This is a genomic window from Salipiger mucosus DSM 16094 (genome assembly GCF_000442255.1).
GTDB lineage: Bacteria > Pseudomonadota > Alphaproteobacteria > Rhodobacterales > Rhodobacteraceae > Salipiger > Salipiger mucosus.
The window spans coordinates 477,004-496,315 of the sequence record NZ_KE557274.1 but is presented as its reverse complement, the minus strand read 5'-3'; the positions used below and the strand labels follow the sequence as shown (position 1 = coordinate 496,315).

Genomic DNA, 19,312 nt, shown 5'->3' with positions numbered 1-19,312 from the left:
CTAGGTTGCGCACCCGATCAGTGAACTCTTGACCACCTGCATGACCGACCTTCTCGTTTTCCTACCTGCTTGCTTTGCCTTGAACCTGGCATTCGGTCCAAACAATCTCCTGGCACTCACGCATGGAGCGCAGAATGGCGTGGCCTTCGCACTCAGCGCCAGCACCGCACGCTTGGCCGCATTCGTTCCGATGATCGCTGCCAGTGCGCTCGGCTTGGGTGTCCTGCTCTCGACCTCGGCACTTCTTTTCGGCGCGGTGAAGATCGTTGGCGCAATCTACCTGATTTGGATGGGCGTCAAACTAATATTGACCAAACCGGCGCCCGACGGTGTCGAGACAGACCATCTCAAGCCAACAATCCGGCAAGCATTGCGGCGCGAGGCGATGATTGCAGTCAGCAACCCCAAGGCGATCCTGATTTTCGCTGCGTTCTTTCCGCAGTTCGTCGATACCTCCTCCTATTGGCAAAGCTATGCCACTTTGGGCGCAATCTTCATCGCGCTCGAAGCCTGCGCGATCACCCTATATGCTGCGGCCGGACATTTCGCGGCCGCGTTCGCGTACACACGCCTGCACTGGTTTCAACGCACTTCTGGCGCTGGCATGATCGTCTTTGGATTGATCCTTTTCTTCAGCCGGCAACCCGGACGTGCATAGGCAGAGGCCCGATTTCGGGGTGAAATGGCAGTTGGCTCAGCTTGCCAGTTTCTCCTGGCGGGCAAATGGGCTGAGGCCCAGCCATGTTTGCATGGAGTCGGAAAGGTCCGACGATCCAACCAGAACCAAGTCCTCCCGTTTGACGGCGTCAGCGACCGAACGCAGGCCCATCCAGATTTCTGTCATCGTGCGCAAGTCCGAAGTCGCATAGAGATCGACATCGAAGCCAGGGTCGATGTGACAGAGATCCACGGTGCGGTCGGCTTCCACGATCAGCCACCATCGGCGCTGAGTCTCCGGGAGATCCGGATAGATGAACTCGATCACCACGCGTTGATCCGGAACCGGGCTCGTGTCGAGGTTTCGACGCATGTCCCACATCAGGAGTTCCGGGTCGAGGTTCTCTAGCGAGGGTTCGGTTTCCACCCACTTCTGTCCCCACATGCCGATGGCTTCGACCACTGGCTGCAGATCACGGCCGGCGTCGGTCAGACAATAGGCTTCCACATTCGTCGGACCCGGCACCCGTTCACGTGTTACGACACCGGCCGCCTCCAATTCGCGCAGGCGCTTGGCCAACAAGGCCGGTGACATCCTCGGGACTCCACGGCGCAACTCGTTGAAGCGCGTCGACCCGGCAACCAGCTCCCGCAAAAGGACGACGGTCCACCGAGTGCAGATGATTTCAGACGCCATCGCGACGGGGCAAAACTGCTTGTAGCTCGCGTTGGTCATTTGTGCACCTCCCAGACTGGTGGGGGGAAGTCTGCCTGTCGCGTTCGAGTCTAGCTAGTTCAGATATTGAACCGGGACCGGTTCATTTCGTGAACTGGCCAGCCGGACCCTTCGAATGCCAGGATTTTCAGTACGACGTCGTATTTTCGGCGTGTCGTCCACTGATTGAGTTCGAGGAGAACGAAATGCCGCTTGTAGACATTCAACTTATTGAAAGCGTGGTTGACGCGGACCAGAAACAGAAATTGGCGGCAAGCCCATGACCTCGGCCGACGTCAAGGACGCCCAGGGCGGAGCCCCTGCATGCAACGCCATAACGAGAAAGGAGGCAGCCATGTCCCCGACACTCGCAGAAGACCTTATGACCGTGACACTCTTCGAACGCCTCGGAGGCACCGCCGGCATCCGCAGGATCGTCGACGGGACCGTCGCGGCCCACATGGAAAACCCGCTGATCGGTCACCGGTTTCATCCCTACGCGAACCAGCCCGACCGGGTCGCAGAAATCAAAGAGCATACTTGCGATTTCTTTGCCGCCGGTAGCGGCGGGCCGGCTCAGTACAACGGCCGGAGCATGCCCGAGGCCCATCGAGGCATGGAGATCGAAGATGCGGAATATGATTCCGCGGCCAACGATATCCTGAATACAATGGAGGCTCTGAACTATGACGCGGCCACTCGCGCCGAAGTCAGAGCGATTCTGGAGTCTCTGAAGCCCGAAATCACCCACGTATGATCGAGCCGGCCGCTGGTCGATTTACGGAAAGGAGTCCATGATGACCGCAACTATTGAAACCCGCCGTTTCGAACGTCCGGATGACCGGCTCGACATGAAGGAGCACGGCGGCATCGACATCGTAAAAACCGCGGAAGGTTCCACGGGCATGTATGCCGTGTTCGAGCCCGGCTGGACCTGGGAAGCAGACGAAAAACCACTTCTGGGCTCTCCGGACACATGCCCGATGCATCACACCGGATACTGCCTTTCTGGCAGGCTGATCGTGAGAATGGTCGAAAGCGGGGAAGAGACGCCGATCACAAAGGGGGACTTTTTCGAAATTCCGCCGGGCCACGATGCCTATGTCGCTGGCGATGAACGGGTCGAAATGGTCCTCTTCGAAGCCGCCCATAGTCACTCCTGACCGGAACAATCACATCGGACGCAATGGTCGGATTCCCGCAATCCACCGTTCGCTGTCCGATGTCTTCGGTATCTCGCAGGGCTTGCAAAAGCGCCGCCGAAAGTGGCGCGATCATCAAAGCCAAGCCGCAATCGCGAGTGCAGTCTCTCCAACAAAGCATGGAGAGACTCATGGAATTCGAGATTAACGGAGACCTCGTATCGCTTCCGGAGAAGCTGCGGCACGCATCGCTATTGGACGTCATACGGGATCATTTCGGCCTCAAGGGTACAAAGTTCGGTTGCGGCCGCGGCCTCTGCGGAGCCTGCACGGTTCATGTCGACGGCTTGGCGACGCGGTCGTGTCAAATGACGCCGGCGTCCGTGGCAGGCTCATCAATCGTCACAATCGAAGGTCTGGTTGACGGAGGACGGCTGCACCCGGTGCAAAAAGCATGGATATCTGAACGCGTGCCGCAGTGCGGATATTGCCAGCCAGGACAGATTATGACGGCAGTGGCGTTCCTTCGGCATTCGCCGTCCCCCTCGGATGCCGACATACGGGCAACGATGAGCGGAAATCTCTGCCGCTGCGGGACATATCCTCGAATCCGTGCCGCCGTGGCGCGGGCGGCCAGGGACGCCGGCCATGACTGACCGGGGTACTGTCCTCGATCCGGAGCGTCGTCGCTTCCTGAAGTGCACTGGTTGGGCCGCCGCAGGTGTCGCCGCCGTTTCCGCGGGTTGGTTCGGGAACTCTGCCATCCCGGCAATGCCGACCTTGTCGAAGCCCGATTACCAGGACGGCCTGGCCTGGGTGCAGATGATGCCGGGCGGTCGTGTCCGCATCTTCTGCCCGCGGATGGAGATGGGACAGGGCGCTGGATTGGGGCTGTCCCAAGTCGTCGCTGAAGAATTGAACCTCCGCCAGGACGCCGTGGACCTGGTGCGGCCGAACACCTCTCAAGTGTCTCCGTTCATGTTTACGGTTGGCAGCGACAGCATTCGGCTTTTCGTGGGCCCACTTTCACAGGCATCCGCGTGTTTGCGTGATCACCTCCGAACGCGGGCGGCTGTGTTCGAGGGTCTTTCTCCCGATGAACTTCAGGAGGCCAATGGTGGCTTCATACGCCCGGACGGTGCGCACGTTGCCTACTCAAAGCTGGTTTCCGAAAAGCCGGTCGTGCTGGACGCCGGTATGGCCGAAGTATCCCCCTCGTCCCAGATCGACTACAGGAGCAAAGCTGCTCCGCAGGCCATTGGTGCCTCCTGGGCGCATCCGGAACTCGAAGCAATCGTCACCGGACGCGCTCCATACAGCCGGGACGTCGTATGCAAAAAAATGCTCTTTGGCGCGGTCCGCCCACCCCCCACATTTGGGCGCCCGCCTGCTGGCTGCGGATCGAAATGGCGCACTAAGCGTGACGGGCGTGATCGATGTCGTCGTGGACACCGAGGCGAATTTTGCAGGTATCGTCGCGCGAGACCCGTTTGTTCTGGATGCATCGCTGGAGAAATTGGCACCAAGATGGTCCGCCGAGAAAGATGGAGCGGAAGACCTTCAGGATTTCATGAACAGCGTGCATCTGCAGCAAACCGAAAGTTTCGAGCATGAACTCGTCGAGGAGGGCTCCGGAAACACCTCGTCGGAAGAGGAGATCCGGACAATTTCGGCCGAGTTCAGGACGTCTATGGCGGCTCACGCGGCAATGGAGCCACGCGCGGCCGTGGCGGATGTGGGGCCCGACAAGGCAGAAATCTGGTGCGGTACGCAGGACCCTTATTTTGTCAGGGCCCGGATCGCGGCGCTTCTCGGACGCCGCAGGGCAGATATCGTCATCCATCCGCAACGTATGGGCGGCGCCTTCGGTGGTCGCGTGGCCTGTGGCGCCGCGGAACAGGCCACGCGACTATCGGCGATGGTCGGCAGGCCAGTCCGCGTCCAATGGGATCGCGAAGCGGAATTCCGAAACAGCTACATGCAGCCACCGTTCGCGCATCGCGTATCGGCCGAAGTCAACGCGGCCGGAACTCTGACACGCTGGATGCAGGACTTCGTCTCGGCGCCGATCACCACCGGGCCTGTTTCCGCGCTCGGCGACGGGATGAGCCAGTTCATCGCAGCAGGGATTGACTGGTTCTCAGCCGACACCGGTACCGCGCGCGGAGCAGAGCACCCTTATTCCGCTGCGATCCAGCGGATTCGCTATTCAGATATCCGTACGGATTTGCCGTTCGGGCCATGGCGCGGCCTGGGTGCCGGCCCCAATACTTTCGTCACCGAGAGCGTCATGGACGAATTGGCAGAGGCCGTGGACATGGATCCGGTCGCCTTCCGCTTGCACAATCTCGCAAGTGGCCACGACCGTCTGGCCCACGTTCTGAAACGTGTCGCAAAGCTGTCAGGATGGGCAGGTCGTGCCTCGCAGGAAGCGTCGACAGGCGCACAGGGAGTTGCCTGCGGCATATATAAGGGCATGACCTACGTCGCTGCCGTCGCTCAGATCGAGGCCCTGCACGCCCAGCGAGAGATACGTGTGCGCAAGGTCTGGTGTGTTCAGGATTGTGGATGCGTGGTGAACCCGGACCAGGTTCGCGCGATGATCATGGGGAACATCGTCTGGGGGTGCGGCATGGCCCTGAAAGAGGAGCTGACGCTTGATGGTACCAGCGTCAGGCAAGATAACTTCGATACCTACGAGATCATGCGCAACGACGCCTGTCCCGATGTGGAGATCGAGCTTGTCCCCTCCGAGGAACCGCCGGCAGGAGCTGGAGAAGCCGCACTCGTGTCCATCGCGCCGGCAATAACGAATGCCGTACACGCCGCGACCGGTAATCGCATCCGACGCTTGCCCATTCGATCCGAAGATGTGTTCATCTGATCCATGACCCGTTGCGAGAGACCACCCAATGTTCAGGATTTCGCTTCCTCGAGTCTTGCCGAACTGATCCAGGCTTGGGTGAAGAAAGAGGCCGACAACGCGGCAGGAAACCGCCGGATTGATCCGCTGCGCGAGGGGCGGATTGAACCGCAAGCCAAGCGTGACTTGCTTGCGCGCGTCGTGCAGGTCTCAGGACCCTTCGCGCCGACAAAGGTGTGCGAAATGCTCGATCATATCGCGTACCATCCGATCTGGGCTGCCGCCCTTCGGTCGGCCACGCCAAGCGTGCTCTTCGACAAGTGGGCGCGCTTCGAGCGTTTCGCACACTCCAGGAACCGGCTTTCCATAACGCAAAACGCGGAGAACTCTGCAATCTGTCGACGGACAGCTGTGATTGGCGACATGCCATCCGACGCGGAGAACTTGTTCATCTGCGGTCTGGTCGTCGCACTTCTTGACGGTATTGGCTGTCGCGAAGTGACCTGCTACATGCGTCGTTCTGACGGAGGTGAGTGGTGCCTCGGCGGTTTGGGCCGGTTTACCTTCCCAAGGTCTTTGGCTGAGTTGGACACCGGTTTGTGGCGCCTGAGCTGGACACGTACCCAAGGCACGCCAGCAGACGTAGGCGAAAGCCCCCGGCCTCTCGTCTTGCCGACCAACGTGGAAACACCCGCGGATGCCAGGACACTTCGCCGGGTCGCAGCGTTAATAGCTCAGGATCCCTCTCGTCGGTGGCGCTTGGAGGATCTTGCCGACGAAGTTCAGCTTTCCAGGCGCACTCTCCAGCGACGACTTGGCGCCTGCGGTTTTCCGGTTTCCCGTCTCATCCGCCTGGTGCGGTTACAGGAGGCATGCCACCTTCTCGCAACTGGCAGTCTCAGCGTGACGGCTGTCGGCTTCTGTGCAGGCTATTCAGACAGTGCGCATTTGAGCCGGGATTTCCGGGACGCGATGGGGATAAGTCCGACAGAATTCCGCCGTGTACACGCCGAAGGTGATTTTTCGGATGAGTTGCGAATTCCGGCCCTCGTCTGACTCTCGCCTTCACCACTTCTGAACTCACCGAAAACAGATTGTTACGAGGAACATCTCAGGTGACGCATGAGCGGCGATCCCAGACTCAGACTCTCGGTAAAGGCGAAGAACTGGCGGATGAACGACGAAGGCTCCGAGGATGCAGATGCCGAGTTCGGTCTCGTGCGCCGGAAGGTCCTCGAGCGTGACGACAGCACCTGTCAGCTCTGCGGCTTCAAGGCCAAGAAATGGCAGGAGGTTCACCACGTCAACGACGACCACTCCGATAACCGCAAGGAGAACCTTCTGACCGTCTGCTCGTATTGCCACATGTGCCAGCACATCGGCCTGGCCGGCCGCAACAAGGAAGCGGTCCTGGTGTGGCTTCCGGAGATCCCGCAGGCCACCCTGCATCACGTCGTCCGTGCCATTCAGGTTGCCCAGCGCTGGGCCGAGACAGCCTCCCAGGTCCGTAGCGTGAAACCGGATACGGTTCGTGCAGCCCAGAACATCTCGGACGGCGCCGGGAAACTCCAGGCCGCCTTGCGGGAGCGCGAAGACCATGCCGAGGCCCGCCTCGGAACAACCGACCTGGTCGAGATCGCGAATATCATGATGGCCATGCCGGACGACGTCTATGAGCGCCGCGGCGAGATGTTGCACGGTTTCAGGATGCTGCCGCTCGGTGTGCGCACCAACGAGAACGAGAACACGATGGAGAAGATCGTCGACAGCTGGATGGAGCCGGGCGGGCCCTACGTCAGCCTGAAACCGCAGACCTGGCTCGGCATTTTCAAGTCGGCACTTCGCAGCTGAAGAAAGAGACGACCTTGGCAGAGAAAGACGGGATCACGCGCAGGTTCGGCTATGTCGCCTTCGACAACGAGGGTGAGCCGGCGGACGGTTTTGCCTCGGTGGCAGGGCAGCCGGCAAAACGCATTTCCAGCATCTACGAACTGCCGACCGACGTGATCTGGTGGACGAACATCACTTTCGACGCCTTCTACAAGAAGTCCGATGCCTGGCGCAGTCCGTGGCTGAGGCACGACAAGTACCTCGTGGTGTCCCCGAAGGACGTCCTGAAGGAATGGGGCATGAACCCCACCGACGCCGACGTGACGACGGCCGCGCCAATCATCTCGGAGTTCTTCTCGCGGGTCATGCAGATGAGCTTCCGGCTCATTCGCGACGTGGACCCGCGCTCGCGCATGGAGGATGTTTTCGTGGGGCGCTTCTTGCGCGAGGACCTGCGGTGCGTTCTGCCGGAAGCCGAATACCCGAAATCGGAGGCCGCCACGGTCATCAAGTCGGGGAACGCCTGGCAGGAATTCACGCAGACCGGTGTCAGCCCGGTACGCGGTGGGCGTTGGGTCATGCTGCGCCGGCCGCGGGTTTCCTACGCGCAGGAGATGTTCCACACGCCGATCCCGCGCGGGCCCTTCGAGTTCTACGGGCGTTCGGAGATCCGCTCTGTGGCCAAGGACAAGATGAAATGGGTGCTCGACAACAACAACCCGTGCATCGCGGAGGTCACGGTCAACCGGATCGACGGAGACATCGCGCCGATCTATGGCTTCGGGAACGCCATGGAAAAGGAGAAGCGGATCGCGCGCAGCTGGGTGGCGCATCCCGAGCTCGTCGTCATGGACCACTTCACCGAGATCGACGTGAAGTCCCTCTACATGGGCTCCGAATACGATCTGATCGGGCCCAACCTGCCGGAGCCAGTGAAAGACTTCCTGTCATCAAAGTACACCGAGATCTCCTGGTCGGCCGGCGTTGTCGCCGAGACGCTTTGGCGCGCCTGCGCGCTGGGCGAGGAGAAGTCGAAGGTGCAGGGCCAGGAGCGCGCGCACACGAGCTGGCAGGGCGTCTGGATCAAGGGTGCCGACAAGGCCAACATGTTCCTGACCGCCATGCAGCTGGCCGAGAAGGGCTACTCTGTGGTCTCCTACGGCCTCGGATGGGTGCGCGCCGCTGTTCTCGAGGAGGACATCCCGGATCTCATCCGTCACGGGCTCTCGCTCGGGCTGCTGCCACAGGTGTCGGATCTGCCGAAGGGGCTCTTCTCGCATGACCGCAAGGTGCCCTGGCAGGGAGGCGTGGGCTCCATGGCGCTCGCGCAGTTCACCTTGACCGGAAATCGTGACCTCCTCTGGGGCATGGACACCATTCCTCTTCTCGGCCGGAAACAGCGCAAGCAGACGTTCATGGAACTCATGAAGAAACACGGCGGCGGATGAGCCAGACGGCGCGGCGCAGAGATCCCGTGCATAGACGCACATTGAAGTCAGGAGCCGGCAGATCAGTTCAACCCATCCATTCTCAACAACTTTGTAAGCGTTGGCTGCGCCCCACGCGCGTTCAGCTTGACGGCGGGAAGTTCCACGGCAGGAGATCGTCGATCCGACCTTGCGGATAGCCAGCGGCGATGGCCTCAAGGGTGGCCTTGAGATAGGCGAATGGTTCGACGCCGTTGATCTTTGCGGTTTCGATCAGTGACGCGATGCGGCCCCAGGCCCTGCCGCCCTCGTCGTGACCGGCGAACAACGCATTTTTTCTGTTCAGAGCGATAGGGCGGATCAGGTTTTCGNGACAGCGAGCCGGATATCGCGCCCCACGGCGCTGCTCTCCGCCTCTGGCGCAGGAGACCCCGCGTCACACACCACGAGAGGCGCGAACACCGCCTCATCTCCGGCGCCCTCATCGGCCGGCAGGACAAGCTTGCCGTCCTTCGCCATGCGCCGCCACGCCGACAGCTGGTTCGGCTGGATACCGAACCGCGTTGCAACATCGTTCACCGTCATTCCCGGCTGGAGCGTCTCGGCGACTGCCTGCGCCTTCGCCTCATCCGGCCAGCGCCGGTGTCCGGACGCGTAGATCTCCACACCGAGCGATCTGAGAAACGCATTTGTAGCGCACATTGCGAACCGCACTCCCTAACTCACGATAAGGATGCTCTCGCATTCGCCGAAACATCGCGGAAGGTGACCGCGGGACAGCGCTTACACAACTTTCCGGAGTGCCATGTTGAAAATCGATGGTCACAAACTGAAAACCGACATCGAGAAGACGTCCGGAACGAGTACTCGCTTCCTCCAGGAGCTTCGTCAACAATCGGAGGCCACCATGTCGCCCGACACCCTGGTACGAGCAGTCAAAGGCCAAGCATCGGCGAGGACACTATTCCTCATTTCCTCAAGACTGGGTGTTCCCGAGGATCACTACGTGTTGCCGGAAACATCGTGATTTTGAAATTCAAAATCCTGAATAGCACCACATAGTCCTGACCTGTTTATTTGAAGCATTGCCTCTGACCAGGCGGCCAGCGCCACCTGGCCCTTCGCTATGATGATCGCGAATGACCAAAGTGCAGATCTTCCCGCTGTTTGCCGCAAGAGCGAGATCGCAAATTCTGTGCGCCAAGAATCGATACAAATAGGTGGCCTGCAACATTGCGAGCAGATATGTGCATCAATGGGAAAAATACATTCCTTTTCTGATGAAAATCAATGATCCATACCGGACCTAAATCTAAGAAGAGCCACCTTGGCAACTTCGGGAAAGTCGATCAAATTCTCGGGGCATCTCTGCAGGGCATTCAATATATTGAATGTGCACACTAAAACGTGATCTTCGGGTCCGTGCAGCCTACCGTGATTGAACCTACCGTTGCGGTGTAGCGATTGCGATGTTCAGGGAATCAACCGAGGGCTGAAACTTATGAAAAGAATTGCGTTATCAAAGGGCATCCGTTCGCTGCTGGCCACGCTTGCTGCTACAATCCAAGCGTTGGCAGCTCTGCCAGCCCTCTCGCAGCCGACGTCGCAAACGGTGATCCCAGATCCTGTTATCAGTATCACCGGCTACGTCTCGGATCGCAAGGGAGCGCAGTACACCATTCGGCATAACAATGGCAGCATGTACGTAGACATGTCGGGGTGGCCACAGACCGACTTAGCTGGCAACAGTCCGGGAATCGTTGGGGACACGATCACTGCCACCGGAGATTTCAATGCTGCGTTCCTTGGAACACGGACATTGGAAGCTGACAGCGTTTACAATTTTGACAAGCGCTCCTACCGGACATTTGTAGACCGGGCGCCACAATCATGGCGAGCATACCAAATACCTGAAAACGACTGGGATGAAAATGTTGTGGCTAGTGTTGTCGGGCAAGTCGCTCAACTTGGTGATGAGCAGTTTACGATTATCGTGGCAGATCAGAAAATCAGAGTTTCGACAACACCGTTACGGTACAACCCGCTCGACGATCTCGGGGGCCTTCGGTTGACAATCGGGGACTACATCCGCGTAAGCGGCGTTCCGACCAAAAATTTTTTCGACAAACCGGCCATCAGAGCGCACCGTCTGACCTCCATAGATCTTCTCAAAGCAGATACGTGAGCAATGCTTTGTTCATCCGAAGTTAGGCAAAGAAAACGTTGTGTCTCTTGCTTGGCGGGTTACCACGACCCTCATAGCATTCTTAATCATCTCACTGTCTCTCTCGCATGTTATTGCGCAGACGAACGTGATCCAGATGACATTGAACTCGCATCCAGAACACCTTGCATCTGGCTGGGAACATGATATCGGCTCCGACGAGCTGGGGATCTCAGTGCACCGCGCGCAGATCAAGCACCCTACCTGCTCGCAGCTGTCACCTTTAAAGATTAAATGGAATTGACCTTATGAAAGATACTGACCAGACCGCCTCTGTGAAAGTTGCTCTTTTCCGCTTCATACTAATAACGTCATTAATCGTGTTGAGCATGGCAGCCGTAGACTTTTTCACCGGCCCCGGCGAAATAACAGAGATCGAGAAACCCGCAGTCCGGAAGCTCTGAAGGATCAGAGCGCCTCGGTCAGGTCGGCGATCCCGTCCATGGACTTGAGGCGGCTTTCCACGGCGTTGGTGATCATGAACTTGCCGTCGAGAACCTTGCCGCCCTCGAAGTTTGCGCCCTTCATGAGCTCGAGACGAACCACACTGGCGGCCGACGCGTCCTGGTCAGGCAGTTCACCCTGACCGGAAACCGTGACCTCCTCTGGGGCATGGACACCATCCCTCTTCTCGGCCGGAAACAGCGCAAGCAGACGTTCATGGAGCTCATGAAGAAGCACGGCGGCGGGTGAGCCAGACGGCGGGCCGCAGAGATCCCGCGCGGCTATGGGCGGAGTTCGAGGCGTGGATAGCGACGCCCGAGGTCCGACCAGGAGATCTCAGTGGGCTTTCCCGTCGCAATCGTAACATTTGGGCACGCGTACGTTGACGTTCATCCGAACGGCACATATCTCTTCCTCAACAACACCCCCCAGGCGACCGGTCGAAAGGCCGAGCTCAAGTACCGGGGGTTACTCATTTTTAGGGGTCTGGGCGATTCACTTCGCTTCAGGCCGTCGCTTCGAGTTGAATCGGAATGCCGCTTCCTCCTAGAGATTCGGCAACAAACTACCTGTTGCCGGAAGCATCCTGATTTCTGTGCGCTAGGATCAGGAGGCCTTCCTATGTGAGCGGGTTTCCGCCAACGCCGCAAAACTGCTCACCGGACATTGATATGTCGCAATGCTCCTACCGCCCATTCCGGCAGGTTCCCACCGTCCTATCGAACCTGGAGGAAGAATCGAGATGGTCAGAGCAACCAAGACATCCATGCAGCGCCCGGACGGTCCGGCACGTGCGGCGTTCGGCGCGTGCGGCGTTCGGCGCGTTCATCAGCGAGGGTCAACTGACGCAATCGAGCATCAGAATCCAGGTGCATGCCATCGATCATGCTATCCGGATGAACCAGGACCATCTTGGGTTCCTGAACAAGCGGCTTGATCGAGACCGCGCGCTCTTCGCCGATCTTTCGGGCCTGCGGAACCCCATCGAGGTGGTATCCGACTGGGCAAAGTTCTATCGGACGACCCAAGAGGAATACGCGGAAGAATTCAACAGGTTGATGGGCCTTTTCGCCGACGGAACGCGCGAGACCACGGCCGAGATCCAGCACGACCTGGAGGAGGCAGCGGCGGTTGCGACGAAGGCTCTTCCGGATTCCGAGGGCAGCTCGAGAACGGAGGCTGCCTGAGATGCGGGTGAAGACGGTTCTCACCTATTGGGATGGGTCACCAGCTGGCGACCAGCAGTTGCAGGCAGCAATCGACACCGCACAGTGGTTTGACGCCGCACTGCATGTGGCATCGGTTGCCTATGAGCACGATTTGACAACATGCTCGGATCCCGGTGGACTGGCGAGAGGCGTGATCAGCAGACGCGCCATTCGTGAAGCCGGGAAACGAACCAGGCAGGCGACGGCTCACATTCAGAATGCCGGCCTCGACGGCGAAGCATTTCCGATGGTCGCGACCCGTGCGAGCCTTCCGGAACAGTTTGCTCTCCTCGAAAGGGAGGCGGACGTGGTCGTGCAGCTCCGGCCTCCCAGCGAGACAACCAAGGTTTTCGAAGATCGGTTCGCAAGCCGGTCTGAAACGCAGCGCCCATCACCATGCCCGAGCTTGCTTGCGTGATGTCTTGACGCCGCACGAGTGAGCCGAACCGCGCCCGGAGCGAGACTGTCGTTCCGGACGCGGTTAGTTTGTCAGATCGCCTCGGTCAGGCCGGCGATCCCGTCCATGGACTTGAGGCGGCTTTCCACGGCGTTGGTGATCATGAACTTGCCGTCGAGAACCTTGCCGCCCTCGAAGTTTGCGCCCTTCATGAGCTCGAGACGAACCACGCTGGCGGCCGACGCGTCCTGGTCGGTTTCCGATTTCACCTGGTCAAGATAGTCCCGGAGCTCCTTGAGGCCGGTCTGGACCCGGATTTGCTCGGCATGGGCCAGGGCCCGATTATAGTCCTCGTCAGAGATCTTCCCGTCCCGATGCTGTCGGTCGGCATCCATCTTGATTTTCGTGCTGTCCGAGGTGTCGGCAAATTCCTCCAGCTCGCACCGGATCGTCAGGTCCCCACGAATGTCGCTGGCCACATCGTCAGCCGGCGCGATATCACGAAGGAAAATGTCCATGTCCTCGTTGTCGCCCTTGAACACGAGGTCGATCCGCACGACGACGGGCGCCTTGTTGGCCTGCGCCGCGGCGGCCACCTCGTGGGCCTTGTCCATGGGCGGTCCCTTGCCGCCCCGGGGTCCGAAGTACGGCGCGGAGAACGCCGACATCTTCTCGGCCACGGCGACCCAGAGATACCGGTTCCCCTTTTTCGATTCCTTGATCAGCGCCTTGTCGACCATGACACAGACGAGGGCACCCGTTTTTTCGCCGCGGCCGCTCTCCTGCATGAGACGGACGTGTTCATCGAGGGGTTTCACCCCTTTCCGGCGTAGCTTGGGAAGGTAGTGATCGATGGGGTGCTCCTTGAAGTAGAAGCCCACGGCTTCGAACTCCCGTTCGAGACGGTTTCCCCAGTCCTTCATTTCCACGAGGTCCTTGGGCAGGGAGTCCTCGATCATGCCCTCGAAGAAGCTTGCCTGGCGCTGGTCCTTCTTGGCGTTCTTGAGATGCCAGTTGATCTCGGCGAGTGCCCGGCGGCCATTCTCGTCGAGATCGTCGAAGGCACCGGCGGCCGCCAGGTTCTCGAGGCGGGACTTGTTGAAGAACCCTGCCCCTCGATCCGCGAAATCCTTGATCGACGCGAAGGGAGCCTGCTGGCGGGTCGCGAAGAAGTCGGTCATCTCGCCGGAGATGCCCTTGATTGCCGTGAGGCCGAACCGGATCCCGAAGCCGCCGGTCGAGTCCTCGTGCTCTTCCGGCCGGAAGTAGGCAGTCGACCGGTTGATCGACGGCGGAAGCATCTCGATGCCGAACACGGCCATGTCGTCCTTGATGGCGGCCATGCGCTCGGCCTTGTCCTCGTAGGACAGAAGGGCCGCGAAGAACTCCGCGGGGTAGTGGGCCTTCAGCCATGCGGTCTGGTAGGCGATGTAGGCATAGGCCGCCGCGTGCGACTTGTTGAAGCCGTAGCCCGCGAACTTGGCAATCGTATCGAACAGCTCGTTCGCCTTGGCCTTGGACGTCCCGCGCTCGGTGGCGCCTTCGACGAACTTCACGCGCTGGGCGTCCATCTCCGAGGCGATCTTCTTGCCCATGGCCCGGCGCAGCATGTCGGCGCCGCCAAGCGAGTAGCCGGCAACCTCCTGGGCCACACGCATCACCTGCTCCTGGTAGATCATGATGCCGAAGGTCTCTTCCAGGAAAGGCTTCGTGCGCTCGACGGGCTCCGGGTAGGTCGGCTCCACCTTGCCGTTCTTGCAGGCGGCGTAGTGGGGGATGTTGTCCATGGGGCCGGGCCGGTAGAGCGACACGGCGGCGATCAGGTCTTCCATGCGCGTCGGTCCCACATCCCGGAGCACCTTCTGCATGCCTTCGGATTCGAACTGGAACACGCCGATGGAATTGCCTTCCCGCATCATGGCGTAGACCGCCTCGTCATCGAGTGGGACCTTGGAGATGTCGATCTCCTTGCCGCGCGTGCGCTTGACATGATCCACCGCCGTCTTGATCACCGACAGGGTCTTCAGCCCGAGGAAATCGAATTTTACCAATCCGGTGCTTTCCGAAGCCTTCATGTTGAACTGGGACACCGCGCGCCCGGTTTCTTCGTCCCAGCGGATCGGAACCAGATCCTGCAGGGGGCGATCACCGATAATCACACCGGCCGCGTGGGTGGAGGTGTTCTTGTAGAGCCCCTCGATGAGCTTGGCCTTGTCGAAGAGCGCCTTCAGCTTGGTGCTTTCGTCGATCTGGCGGCGGAATTCCTCGGAATTCTCGTAAGCGTCCGCCAGCGGCTGGGGCTCCGCGCTCGTTTCCTGCTTGGGAACCATCTGCGTGAGCGTGTTCAGTTCCCCGAAGCCGTAGACCCCGAACTGCGGGTGCATGAGCGCCCGGGCCGCGTCCTTGAGAGCGGCCTTCGACTTGAACTCACCGAAGGTGTTGATCATCGAGACCTGTTCTGCGCCGTACTTCTCCTGGACGTATTCGATCACCTGATCGCGGCGATCCGGGCAGAAGTCGATGTCGAAGTCCGGCATGCTGACACGATCCGGGTTCAGAAAACGCTCGAACAGCAGGCCGAACCTGAAGGGATCGAGATCGGTGATGAGCAGCGCCCAGGCCACCATCGACCCGGCGCCGGAACCACGCCCGGGGCCGACCGGGATATCGCGCTCCTTTGCCCATTTGATGAAGTCGGACACGATCAGGAAGTACCCGGGGAACCCCATGCCATCGATGATCCCGAGCTCGTATTCGAGCCTGTCCTCGTATTTCTTGCGCTCCGCTTCGTCCAGATCCCGGTCCGCCAGACGGTTTACCAGGCCTTCCTGGGACTGACGCCGCAGCTCGTCGATTTCGCTGGTGTTGCCATCGGTGAAGCTCGGCAGGATCGGGTCCCTGTCATTGACGATGAACGAGCAGCGGCGGGCGATATGGTTGGCGTTCTGCAGTGCCATGGGCATGTCCGCGAACAGCGCCTCCATCTCGTTCCGGTCACGCATGTAGTATCGGCCGGCGGTCTGGGCCGACACGCTCGTTTCATCGATCTCGATTTTCCGGTTTTTCTCGATGGCCTGGAGGATCTCGAAGGCATCATGCCGGTCCGGCGTCGTGTAGCGGACCTCGGATGAGGCCACCACGGGAACACCGGAGAAGCTCGTGCCGTCTGCCCGCTTGGCGCCGAAGGATGTGTCCGTCGCGATTTCGACCAGCTGACGCTCGATCTCAGGATCGTCCAGTTCGGTGCCCGAGCGATTGACCTGCAGATAGAACCGGTCCCCGAAGACCCCTTGCAGGAACGTCACCATCTGCCGGGTTTCCTCTCGCATATCCTTGCGGAGCATGTTCGCCAGAACGCCGTCTTCCCCGCCACTCAGAGCAATGATGTCGTCTGAGTGTTCTGCAAGCAGGCGACCGCCCACCACGTACCCGATGGTGCCGTGCTCGTTCGGTTTCTGGGCCTCGCGCATGATCCGGCAAAGGTTCCGGTAACCATTCTCGTTTTGGGCCAGGAACACCATGTAGCCGATGTCGCTCGCGTCCGTGCCGAATTTAAGAGGAAGCTGGACCCCCAGGATCGGCTGGATCTCTTCCTTCTTGGCGAGCTTGGACAGCTCGTAGGCGCCGTACATGTTGTTGCGGTCGGTCAGGGCGATGGAATGCGCCCCCTTGTCCTTGGCTGCGGACAGGAGGTCTTTCACTTTCGATGCGCCCTCGAAAAAGGAATACTGGCTCTTCACGAGAAGATGCGTGTGCATGGCGGCTCACTCCGGATTACTATTCTTCATTGACATCCCCCACCTAGAAAGTCAACATTACTGCAGGAAACAAAGGATAGACTATGCTTGACCTGGACTTCCTCGATGACGACCAGAGGGATGCCGTGACCGCGCGCGATGGCGTGGTCCGCATCATGGCCGGCGCCGGGACGGGAAAGACGACAACCCTGAAATCGCGCATCGCCTACATCATCGATCAGGGGCTTGCGCAATCCAGCGAGATCATGGCCGTGACCTTCACCAACAAGGCGGCCCGTGAAATCAGGGAGCGCGTCGAACAGACCGTGGGTGAAGACGCGGCCGGGGTGCGCATGGGCACCTTCCACGCCTTGTCGCTGCGGATCCTGCGCCGCTACGCCGAAATGACCGGTCTGGAGTCGGCGCGCTTCACCATCGTCGACGACGACGAGATCAAGCAGATCATGGACGAGGCCCTCACCAACGCGGGGGTCTATCCGGAATTCGAGGAGCCGCCCAAGCTCGAGGGCATGACCGACAAGGTGCATTCCGACCTCAAGAAGAAGGAGAAGCGCGCCTACGACAAGGATCGCAAGGCCTTCCTCAAGGAAGCCACCCAAAAGATCCAGCGCTGGAAAGAATGCGGCCTGCACATCGAGCAGGCGACCGCCGCGGAGTCGCTGGCGAACCAGGAGCGCCAGTTCGTCGCCCTCTACGAGGAATACCAGTCGCTGCTCGACATGAAGAACATGTGCGATTTCTCCGACCTGCTTCTGCGCGTCGTGCATCTTTTCGACCGCAAGCCGGACATCGCAGCGCGCGAAAGCCGCCGCATCAAGTACCTGCTCGTCGACGAGTTCCAGGACACGAACATGCTGCAATTCCGGTGGCTGCAGCACCTCTACCGTCACTCGGGCAACCTGTTCGTCGTCGGGGATGTCGACCAGTCCCTCTACTCCTTCCGGGGCAGCGCGCCGCAGATCATGGAGCGCCTGTCCGACAGCGCGCCCTACGACGTCGTTCTGAAATCGAACCGGCGCTGCACGCAGGAAATCCTGGCGCCGGCCAACCGTCTCGTGGACTGCAACTCCAGGCCCTCGCCCAAGCAACTGGATGCCGGCAAGCGGGGCGATCCGGTGAAATACGTCGAGGCGGCGAACGACTTCAGCGAGGTGAAGGTCGTCGTGAAGCGCATCAAGGAGCTTATTGCCGCCGGGGAGGACCCGGACGAAATGGCAATCATCGCCCGCGCGGCCTTCGTTCTGAAGCCTTACGAGAAGGAATTGATCACCGCCGGCATCCCCTACTACCTGATGGGGGGCAACACGCTGCTCGAGAAGGAGGAGGTCAAGGATATGCTGGCTTTCGTGAAGCTGGCCGTCGACCCCTACAACGAGATCGCCTTCTCCCGCGTGGCCAACAAGCCCAGCCGCGGTCTCGGCCCCACGACGCTGAAGGCGATCACCGACGTTGCGGCCGCCCGGCGCGTTCCGATGCATGAAGCCTGTTTCCTGATCACCACCGACGCCGTCGAGACCAGTGTCGGGAAGTCCAAGATCGAAGCGGTCGCGGCACTGGGCGCCGCGTTGGCCGAGCTTTCTTCGGCCGTCGAAATGGACGTGCAGCCGGCGCTGGTGATGGACATGGCCTACGAGGACACCGGCTACTGCGACTACATCAAGGATCGCAACGAGGAGGACGACGCCAAACAGGCCCGCATGCAGAACGTCGATTTCCTGCGGACGCTGTCATCGAAGTTCCCGGACATCATCGAGTTCATGCAGGAGTTCTCTCTGATGACGGACACCGCAGACGAAGAGACCGGTGTGCGGATCGGCAGCATTCACTCCTCCAAGGGTCTCGAGTACGATCACGTCTTCCTGCCGGCCTGGGAACAGGGCGTGATGCCGTCCCAGCGCGCTCTCGAGGAAATCCCGGGCGATATCGACGATCCCTGGACAGGTCCGCCCATCGGCGGCGTCGAGGAGGAGCGTCGGATCGCGCACGTCGCCCTTACGCGGGCCCGCAAGTCGGTCATGGTGACCGGGGCCAAGGCCCGCAACAAGCAGAAGACGCGGCCCTCGGCTTTCCTGCAGACCGGCGGGATCGGTCGCCCGGCACGTGGTCCCGAAATCGAGGAAATGGATGACGCCCAGGCCTCCGGCGGTCCCGAATGCTCGGGCATCACATTTCCCAATGCGAAAGCACCGCGGCGCCGGCATCGCCCGAACGTGCGGTTCAGGAAGCGTGAGAGCCGACCACGTCCAGAGCTTCAATAATAGCGTCGTTGCGGGCCGGGGACACGGATATCCATATTCCGTCCGGCCCGTCGATGCAGACTTTCCAGGACTGTTTGGACACGATCATGCGGTCGTCACTGTACGTGATCCCGTTCAGGGCGTCGGACACGGATTTCTCGAGGTTGTCGAGATCCCCATCGCCCTGCCCCACCGGCCAGACATCGTTCCGGCCGGACAGCATGAAGACCAGCTTGAGCTCCACCGGCCCCTCGATGGCGGGCTGTCCCTTCATCTGCATGGAGGCCGCCTGGGCAACGGCCTTCTCGAAGGTCCGCGTCTCGCTGGTGGTGACGGTCCGCATCCGGAGATGTTTCATGAATTCTTCGACGCTTCCCTTGGCCTCCCGGAACCCCTTCCGGATCGACCGC

General features: G+C 60.2%; 16 protein-coding genes and 2 pseudogenes. 13 read left to right on the top strand and 5 right to left on the bottom strand.

Annotated features, from left to right (window positions below; all coding sequences use genetic code 11):
• Positions 1-40 precede the first annotated feature (40 nt).
• Positions 41-658, top strand: coding sequence for a LysE family translocator (locus tag SALMUC_RS08435; RefSeq protein ID WP_020041241.1), 618 nt, complete (start codon positions 41-43; stop codon positions 656-658).
• Between the two features lie 36 nt (positions 659-694).
• On the opposite strand, the gene SALMUC_RS08430 is transcribed toward SALMUC_RS08435, so the two are convergent.
• Positions 695-1,393 (bottom strand): winged helix-turn-helix transcriptional regulator, encoded by a 699-nt coding sequence (locus SALMUC_RS08430; protein ID WP_020041240.1) that lies wholly within the window; start codon positions 1,391-1,393, stop codon positions 695-697.
• Between the two features lie 334 nt (positions 1,394-1,727).
• On the opposite strand from SALMUC_RS08430, the gene SALMUC_RS08425 reads away from it, so the two are divergent.
• The 8 genes and pseudogenes from SALMUC_RS08425 (at position 1,728) to SALMUC_RS08400 (ending at position 8,655) form a co-directional block, all read left to right on the top strand.
• Positions 1,728-2,129: a group I truncated hemoglobin gene (locus tag SALMUC_RS08425; RefSeq protein WP_020041239.1), complete on the top strand. Its 402-nt coding sequence runs from the start codon at positions 1,728-1,730 to the stop codon at positions 2,127-2,129.
• A 37-nt stretch (positions 2,130-2,166) separates the two neighbouring features.
• A complete protein-coding gene (locus tag SALMUC_RS08420) occupies positions 2,167-2,535 on the top strand; it encodes a cupin domain-containing protein (protein ID WP_021120086.1) in 369 nt (122 codons plus the stop codon).
• A gap of 170 nt (positions 2,536-2,705) precedes the next feature.
• Positions 2,706-3,170: a (2Fe-2S)-binding protein gene (locus tag SALMUC_RS28845; RefSeq protein ID WP_084513946.1), complete on the top strand. Its 465-nt coding sequence runs from the start codon at positions 2,706-2,708 to the stop codon at positions 3,168-3,170.
• Positions 3,163-3,630 (top strand): annotated as a pseudogene (locus SALMUC_RS31000) (molybdopterin cofactor-binding domain-containing protein); the annotation flags it as partial. The gene SALMUC_RS28845 and the pseudogene SALMUC_RS31000, both read left to right, overlap by 8 nt.
• Before the next feature lie 304 nt (positions 3,631-3,934).
• Complete coding sequence (locus SALMUC_RS08415) at positions 3,935-5,398, top strand: xanthine dehydrogenase family protein molybdopterin-binding subunit (protein ID WP_037371376.1); 1,464 nt, start codon at positions 3,935-3,937, stop codon at positions 5,396-5,398.
• 3 nt (positions 5,399-5,401) lie between these two features.
• Positions 5,402-6,433, top strand: coding sequence for a helix-turn-helix domain-containing protein (locus tag SALMUC_RS28840; protein ID WP_021120084.1), 1,032 nt, complete (start codon positions 5,402-5,404; stop codon positions 6,431-6,433).
• 117 nt (positions 6,434-6,550) lie between these two features.
• Positions 6,551-7,228 carry an HNH endonuclease gene (locus SALMUC_RS08405; RefSeq protein ID WP_020041235.1) on the top strand — a complete coding sequence of 226 codons (678 nt, stop codon included), beginning with the start codon at positions 6,551-6,553 and terminating at the stop codon, positions 7,226-7,228.
• Positions 7,229-7,242: 14 nt separating this feature from the next.
• Positions 7,243-8,655 carry a hypothetical protein gene (locus tag SALMUC_RS08400; protein WP_020041234.1) on the top strand — a complete coding sequence of 471 codons (1,413 nt, stop codon included), beginning with the start codon at positions 7,243-7,245 and terminating at the stop codon, positions 8,653-8,655.
• Positions 8,656-8,776: 121 nt separating this feature from the next.
• Here SALMUC_RS08400 and SALMUC_RS08395 read toward each other — a convergent pair.
• A pseudogene (locus tag SALMUC_RS08395) lies at positions 8,777-9,004 on the bottom strand (transposase domain-containing protein); the annotation flags it as partial.
• Entirely contained in the window at positions 8,995-9,219 is a 225-nt protein-coding gene (locus SALMUC_RS08390; RefSeq protein ID WP_425414295.1) for a transposase, read from the bottom strand. The pseudogene SALMUC_RS08395 and the gene SALMUC_RS08390, both read right to left, overlap by 10 nt.
• 916 nt (positions 9,220-10,135) lie before the next feature.
• Here SALMUC_RS08390 and SALMUC_RS29665 point away from each other — a divergent pair.
• The 3 genes from SALMUC_RS29665 (at position 10,136) to SALMUC_RS08380 (ending at position 12,928) form a co-directional block, all read left to right on the top strand.
• Entirely contained in the window at positions 10,136-10,819 is a 684-nt protein-coding gene (locus SALMUC_RS29665; RefSeq protein WP_021120081.1) for a hypothetical protein, read from the top strand.
• A 1,274-nt stretch (positions 10,820-12,093) separates the two neighbouring features.
• A complete protein-coding gene (locus SALMUC_RS08385) occupies positions 12,094-12,489 on the top strand; it encodes a hypothetical protein (protein ID WP_020042009.1) in 396 nt (131 codons plus the stop codon).
• A 1-nt stretch (position 12,490) separates the two neighbouring features.
• On the top strand, positions 12,491-12,928 hold the full coding sequence (locus tag SALMUC_RS08380; protein WP_020042010.1) for an adenine nucleotide alpha hydrolase family protein: 438 nt from the start codon (positions 12,491-12,493) through the stop codon (positions 12,926-12,928).
• A gap of 71 nt (positions 12,929-12,999) precedes the next feature.
• Here the strand turns inward: SALMUC_RS08380 and dnaE are convergent, their stop codons facing one another.
• Positions 13,000-16,665 (bottom strand): DNA polymerase III subunit alpha, encoded by a 3,666-nt coding sequence (dnaE, locus tag SALMUC_RS08375; RefSeq protein ID WP_020042011.1) that lies wholly within the window; start codon positions 16,663-16,665, stop codon positions 13,000-13,002.
• Between the two features lie 83 nt (positions 16,666-16,748).
• On the opposite strand from dnaE, the gene SALMUC_RS08370 reads away from it, so the two are divergent.
• The gene (locus tag SALMUC_RS08370) at positions 16,749-18,923 is read left to right on the top strand and encodes an ATP-dependent helicase (protein WP_020042012.1); all 2,175 of its coding nucleotides are present in this window, start codon (positions 16,749-16,751) and stop codon (positions 18,921-18,923) included.
• Here SALMUC_RS08370 and SALMUC_RS30370 read toward each other — a convergent pair.
• Positions 18,883-19,260, bottom strand: coding sequence for a RusA family crossover junction endodeoxyribonuclease (locus tag SALMUC_RS30370; RefSeq protein WP_198014546.1), 378 nt, complete (start codon positions 19,258-19,260; stop codon positions 18,883-18,885). The two genes, SALMUC_RS08370 and SALMUC_RS30370, sit on opposite strands and share 41 nt — an antisense overlap.
• Between the last annotated feature and the right edge of the window lie 52 nt (positions 19,261-19,312).